This window comes from Phormidesmis sp. 146-20 (assembly GCF_052939475.1).
Window position 1 is genome coordinate 46,364 of record NZ_JBJPHT010000051.1, and the last position, 5,701, is coordinate 52,064.

Consider the following 5,701-nt stretch of genomic DNA (forward strand, 5'->3'; position numbering starts at 1 on the left):
TCTTCTGGCGCAAAGATACGGGCGAAGTGGGCATCTGGCTAATGGAGGGCGCAAACCTGTCGAATGTGACGATTTTGCCTTTTCTGATTTCATCCAATTTCAGCGCGATCGTCAGTGATTTTAATGGAGACATCAAGACCGATGTTTTGTGGTACAACTCGCTCACTCGTGAGGTTAGACTGTGGCTCATAGACAACACTCAGATTGTCAACACTGCCAGCTACACCCGGATGATGGACTCAGCGATCGCTAACCTGACAGCCTTTGACTAAACCTACCTCCAACGGAACGATGGCCATGAATGTTTTACCGACTTCTATCGCAGATGTCCTGATTTTGGAGCCTCAGATATTTCAAGACGATCGCGGCTTCTTTTTAGAGAGCTACAACGAAAAGGCACTCGCCGAAAAAGCAGGTATCTACGATCGCTTTGTTCAGGACAATCACTCTAGTTCCAAACAACATGTTCTGCGCGGATTGCACTATCAGATCCAGCAGCCCCAAGGAAAGTTAGTCCGAGCGATCGCAGGCACAATTCTAGATGTCGCCGTCGATTTGAGAAAACAATCTCCCACCTTTGGGCAATCAGCTAGTTGTGTTCTCAGTGCCGAAAATAAACGTCAGTTTTGGGTGCCAAAAGGCTTTGCCCACGGCTTTTTAGTGCTGTCAGATCGGGCAGAAGTGATGTATAAAACAACCGACTACTACGCCCCCCAACATGAACGGTGCATTCTGTGGAATGATCCCGATTTAGCGATCGAGTGGTCACTCTCCACCGATCCGATTCTCTCAGCCAAAGATCAGTCCGGACAATCTTTTACAACTGCTGAACTCTTTATATAAAACGCACAAGTATGAAGCGCATTCTATTAACAGGTAGCGACGGACAGGTTGGGCAAGACCTTCAGAAAAGTTTGAAGGGAACGATCGCCGTCACCCGCAACACTCTCGACTTAACCCAGCCCGACCAGATTCGACAAATGGTTGAGCAGGTCAAGCCTGATTTAATTGTGAATGCGGCCGCTTATACCGCCGTCGATCGCGCTGAAACAGAACCCGAATTAGCCTACGCGGTGAATGCGATCGCGCCGGGCATTCTATCTGAAATGGCTCAAAAGGTTGGGGCAGATTTGATTCATCTCTCGACGGACTATGTGTTTGATGGCACGCAGAGTACGCCCTACACCGAACAAGATCTTCCCAATCCAATCAGCGTTTATGGACGGTCTAAACTAGCCGGAGAGCAAGCCATTCAGCAATCCTGGCGCTCAACCCACAAAAGCTATCTGATTATCAGAACCGCCTGGGTTTATGGCGCTCATGGCAAAAGCAATTTCGTGAAAACCATGCTGAGACTTGGAGCCGATCGCGACCAGGTTCGAGTTGTCACTGACCAGATCGGCACCCCCACCTGGAGCCACCATCTCGCTCAAGCGATCGCCGATTTAATTCCCAAACTCAAGGACAATTCAGGCATCTATCACTTTACTAATCAAGGAACCGCAAGCTGGTACGACTTTGCAACCGCCATTTTTGAAGAAGCCACAGCCCTCGGATTTCCGCTGAAGGTGCAGTCGGTTGTCCCGATTACGACGGCTGAGTATCCCACGCCAGCACAGCGTCCCGCCTATTCTCTACTTTCTAGCGACAAACTTTCTGCCCTACTGAAGACTGATCCTCCGACGTGGAGACCCGCACTCAGACAAATGTTGATCGAACTCAAAACCACCGCCGTTTTACAGGTAACTCAATGAAGGCACTCATTCTCTCAGGAGGCAAGGGCACCCGTCTGCGACCTCTCACCTACACAGGCGCAAAGCAACTCGTCCCGGTCGCCAACAAACCTATTCTCTGGTATGGCATCGAAGGCATCGTCGCCGCAGGCATTACCGAAATCGGCATTATTATCAGTCCCGAAACGGGCGAAGAAGTCCAGTCTAAAACTGGGAACGGCGATCGCTTTGGAGCCAACATCACCTACATTTTGCAGGAACACCCTGCGGGTCTAGCTCACGCTGTTAAAATCGCTCAACCATTTTTAGAAGATGCGCCGTTTGTCATGTATCTAGGCGACAACTTGATCCAGGGCGGTTTGTCCGACTTCCTTAACAGCTTTAAGGCTCAGACTTTGGATGCTTTGATTCTCTTGAGGGAGGTTGCCAATCCGAGTGCGTTTGGGGTGGCGACAGTTGATGAACAAGGTCGAGTCCTTCAGCTAGTTGAAAAGCCAAAAGTCCCTTCGTCCAATCTGGCACTGGTGGGGATCTACTTCTTTTCGCCTGCGGTTCATCAAGCGATCGCTCAGATTCAACCGTCTGAACGGGGGGAACTAGAAATCACCGATGCCATCCAATGTTTAATCGACCAACAAAAGCGCGTCGAAGCGTCGGAGCTAGAAGGCTGGTGGCTGGACACCGGAAAAAAAGACGATCTGCTGGCTGCCAATCAGACCATTCTCGATAGCTGTCTCACCTCTGACATAGTGGGAGACGTAGACGCTAAAAGTCAAATTATTGGTAGAGTCCAGATTGGCAAAGGCTCTCAAATTACCAACTGTACAATTCGCGGGCCCGTCGCGATCGGTGCCCACTGCCACATTGAGAATTGCTTTATTGGCCCTTATAGCAGCATTGCCGATCGCGTGACCCTGATTGACACTGACCTGGAACACAGTGTGATCTTAGAAGGCGCAAAAATCAACGGCGTTCATCATCGGATTGTCGATAGTGTGATTGGGCAGCGAGCGAATCTAACCGTAGCGCCCCAACGCCCCAAGGCACTGCGCTTTTTGATCGGAGACGACTGTCAAATCGAGTTGGTTTAATGATGAATCTCAACGCTACTGCTCGTCGCATCTTGATCACTGGAGGAGCCGGATTTATTGGCTCAAATTTTGTCCGTCACTGGTGTGCGGCTCATCCTCACGATCGCATGGTCGTCCTCGATGCGCTCACCTATGCTGGCAATCGGCAAAACTTAGCCGGACTCGAAGCGTCACTGCGATTTGTACAAGGCGATATTTGCGATCGCTTCCTCATCGACACCCTTTTACAAGAAGAAGCCATTGATACGATCGCTCATTTTGCCGCAGAGTCCCATGTCGATCGCTCGATTCTCAGTCCTGATGCCTTTATTCAAACCAATATTGTCGGCACGTTTACGCTATTAGAGGCGTTCTATCAAGCCTGGAAAGCTAACCAGCAGCCAGATTATCGCTTTCTCCACGTCTCAACTGATGAAGTGTATGGCAGCCTTGGGTCTGACGATCCTGCCTTTACAGAAACGACTCCGTTTGCCCCCAACAGTCCCTATTCTGCATCCAAAGCGGGGAGTGATCATCTAGTTCGAGCCTATTACCACACCTATGGGTTGCCAACGCTGATCACCAATTGCTCTAACAACTACGGCCCCTACCACTTCCCAGAAAAGCTGATTCCCTTGATGTGCATCAACATTCTCATGGGCAAGCCGCTCCCCGTTTATGGAGATGGACAAAACATTCGAGATTGGTTGTATGTAGGCGATCACTGTCGGGCGATCGAGACCGTCATCGAGCGAGGTCAACCGGGCGAAACCTACAACATCGGCGGCAACAACGAAGTGAAAAACATCGACATCGTTCATATGCTGTGCGATCTGATGGAAGAACTTGCCCCTGATCTACCTGTGCGTCCTCATCAGTTAATCACCTTTGTCAAAGACCGACCAGGACACGATCGCCGCTATGCCATTGATGCCACCAAGATCAAAACGCAACTCGGCTGGACTCCTAACGAAACGATCGCGAGTGGTTTGCGACACACCGTTCAGTGGTATTTAGATCACCCTGACTGGTGGCAGCCTCTCCTCTCCCCAGACTATCAGACCTACTATCAACAGGTTTACGCGACTCATGGCTCCTCTTGAGAACGATCGCTCAATATTTCGAGGATGCGACGATTTTCGGTTTGCAGTCCCCTCACTTCTGATTGCATTTCATCAATTCGAGTCAGGACGGATTCAAATAATGTCTCAGTTCTCTCCATATATTGCTGCTGAGTTTGAGCTAGGCGATCGACAGCTTGCATCGTGGTTCTAAGTTGTTGGCTGTTGTCGTAGACTACATCAATGAGGCGATTGAGGGAGACTTTGACATCAAGCATGTCCCCTTCTAGAGAAGCGGTACGATTGGTGAGATCATTAGGTTGGGCGGGTGTGTCGGTCATGATGTGAGGGGTTGATGTTTTCTGGTGCACACCAGCTTTTCACTCCTGAATTGGCGGAGCTAAGAGTCTGAGCAATGTAGAAATTATGGAAAAAAGTGGATGACCTGGGACTCGAACCCAGAACCAGCGGATTAAGAGTCCGTGAGGCTATTTGTTGGAAGCCTTGCTGAGTAAGGATTACAAAAAAAGCTTAAAAAAATTGACTAAAAATTGACTAAAAACAGCGTTTGGTTGCTGAAAGTGACAAAAGATTGATGCGTCGGAAAGAGACCTTATCAGTACAAGTGTAGCGCCAACTTGTGCCAACAACTAGAAACCGTGTTAGCACAGCCAAACGTAGACGGGGTAAGCGATACAGGCTTGCGCCAACAAAAAAAGATAAATGGGGATTTTCCAGAAAAAGTGATCATTTCGGAAAAAGTGATCATTTTGAAGGAAAAAAAGAAGATTTACCTTCTGGTAACACCTCATTCCTAATTGCCTTCCACAAAAGGCATACTTGGTAAGGAATCTCACTAAGTATTCATGAACATCACCAACGCAGATTTACCCGCTTTCTCGACCGTAGAAGAAATTGCAGTGTGGGCGATCTACACGCTCCAACAACACAACAAGGGGCTGAAAATTGTTGAGACAGAGTTGGGTGCTGAGTTTTTCGCAAACACAGGCATTTTCACCACACCGTCAGGAGAAGATCGCTTGTTGCTCCGTGCAACCGTACCACTCAAACCAAACTGGATTTTGGACGCGGCTCCAAGAATCTGGAAACGTGTAGATTCGCAGTCAAACGTGGCGATTCAGGCTGGCTACAAAACGAACAGCTAGGTAGGCTACGGGCGCTACTGCTAGTACAAACGTAGAGCCAACCTGTGCCAACAAGGGTTAGTGCTGTTGGCACAGTCAAACGTAGACGGGATAAGCGATACAGGCTTGCGCCAACAAAAAAAGATAAATGGGGATTTTCCAGAAAAAGTGATCATTTCGGAAAAAGTGATCAAAAAGTAGGAAAAGAAGAGAGAAATCTAATGAGTATCAGGAAACACAATGCCATCGACAACCACTCAACCTCGTGTTGAACGCACCCTAAATCGACAGCTTCAGGATGCTCGTTTAAATCGTCTTTATAACTCCGTCCCAGCCGCTAAAGTGCCTAGCGTTAGAGGTGGCGATGTGCCGGGAGTTGTCAAAGTTAATCCTTCTCGTCCGCAGCAAATTGACCCAACGACACCCATCTCGGCCAGTCAGTCTAAAGCCGTTGCCAATCGGTCAGGACGGATACAAGGCGGACTTGCGGCGGGAGCGCTCGGCTCTGCAATTCCTCAACCAGACATTAGCGAAGCTATGCACAAGCAGATGTTGGCTGACTATGGAATAACTCAAGAGCAATACAATGCCTTGCTTGCAAAATACAACGAATATCTAACATCGGAGTTTCCAGGCGGGGGGTATGTCAATAGTTTTGTGTCAAAGGTGAAAAGTTAGAGGGGAAATCGGTC

The 5,701-nt window shown here is 48.9% G+C and carries 8 protein-coding genes; 7 read left to right on the top strand and 1 reads right to left on the bottom strand.

The window, feature by feature from the left end; all coding sequences use genetic code 11:
• The 5 genes from ACKFKH_RS27355 to rfbB form a co-directional block, all read left to right on the top strand.
• On the top strand, positions 1-272 hold a 272-nt coding region (locus tag ACKFKH_RS27355), incomplete at its 5' end, for a hypothetical protein (protein WP_446861515.1).
• Positions 265-843 (top strand): dTDP-4-dehydrorhamnose 3,5-epimerase, encoded by a 579-nt coding sequence (gene rfbC / locus ACKFKH_RS27360; RefSeq protein WP_446861516.1) that lies wholly within the window; start codon positions 265-267, stop codon positions 841-843. The genes ACKFKH_RS27355 and rfbC, both read left to right, overlap by 8 nt.
• Positions 844-854: 11 nt before the next feature.
• Positions 855-1,754 carry a dTDP-4-dehydrorhamnose reductase gene (rfbD, locus tag ACKFKH_RS27365; RefSeq protein WP_446861517.1) on the top strand — a complete coding sequence of 300 codons (900 nt, stop codon included), beginning with the start codon at positions 855-857 and terminating at the stop codon, positions 1,752-1,754.
• Complete coding sequence (locus ACKFKH_RS27370) at positions 1,751-2,824, top strand: glucose-1-phosphate thymidylyltransferase (protein WP_446861518.1); 1,074 nt, start codon at positions 1,751-1,753, stop codon at positions 2,822-2,824. Before rfbD ends, ACKFKH_RS27370 begins: the two co-directional genes overlap by 4 nt.
• A gap of 2 nt (positions 2,825-2,826) precedes the next feature.
• A complete protein-coding gene (gene rfbB, locus ACKFKH_RS27375) occupies positions 2,827-3,906 on the top strand; it encodes a dTDP-glucose 4,6-dehydratase (protein WP_446861519.1) in 1,080 nt (359 codons plus the stop codon).
• On the opposite strand, the gene ACKFKH_RS27380 is transcribed toward rfbB, so the two are convergent.
• Positions 3,891-4,205: a hypothetical protein gene (locus ACKFKH_RS27380; protein WP_446861520.1), complete on the bottom strand. Its 315-nt coding sequence runs from the start codon at positions 4,203-4,205 to the stop codon at positions 3,891-3,893. The two genes, rfbB and ACKFKH_RS27380, sit on opposite strands and share 16 nt — an antisense overlap.
• Before the next feature lie 525 nt (positions 4,206-4,730).
• On the opposite strand from ACKFKH_RS27380, the gene ACKFKH_RS27385 reads away from it, so the two are divergent.
• Both ACKFKH_RS27385 and ACKFKH_RS27390 read left to right on the top strand, forming a co-directional pair.
• Complete coding sequence (locus tag ACKFKH_RS27385; RefSeq protein WP_446861521.1) at positions 4,731-5,030, top strand: hypothetical protein; 300 nt, start codon at positions 4,731-4,733, stop codon at positions 5,028-5,030.
• A 219-nt stretch (positions 5,031-5,249) separates the two neighbouring features.
• Positions 5,250-5,687 (top strand): hypothetical protein, encoded by a 438-nt coding sequence (locus ACKFKH_RS27390; protein WP_446861522.1) that lies wholly within the window; start codon positions 5,250-5,252, stop codon positions 5,685-5,687.
• Positions 5,688-5,701 lie beyond the last annotated feature (14 nt).

Coding starts and splice junctions, on each gene's coding strand:
- rfbD (WP_446861517.1), top strand. CDS start 855: ATGAAGCGCATTCTATTAACAGGTAGCGACGGACAGGTTGGGCAAGAC.
- ACKFKH_RS27370 (WP_446861518.1), top strand. CDS start 1,751: ATGAAGGCACTCATTCTCTCAGGAGGCAAGGGCACCCGTCTGCGACCT.
- rfbB (WP_446861519.1), top strand. CDS start 2,827: ATGAATCTCAACGCTACTGCTCGTCGCATCTTGATCACTGGAGGAGCC.
- ACKFKH_RS27380 (WP_446861520.1), bottom strand. CDS start 4,205: ATGACCGACACACCCGCCCAACCTAATGATCTCACCAATCGTACCGCT.
- ACKFKH_RS27385 (WP_446861521.1), top strand. CDS start 4,731: ATGAACATCACCAACGCAGATTTACCCGCTTTCTCGACCGTAGAAGAA.
- ACKFKH_RS27390 (WP_446861522.1), top strand. CDS start 5,250: ATGCCATCGACAACCACTCAACCTCGTGTTGAACGCACCCTAAATCGA.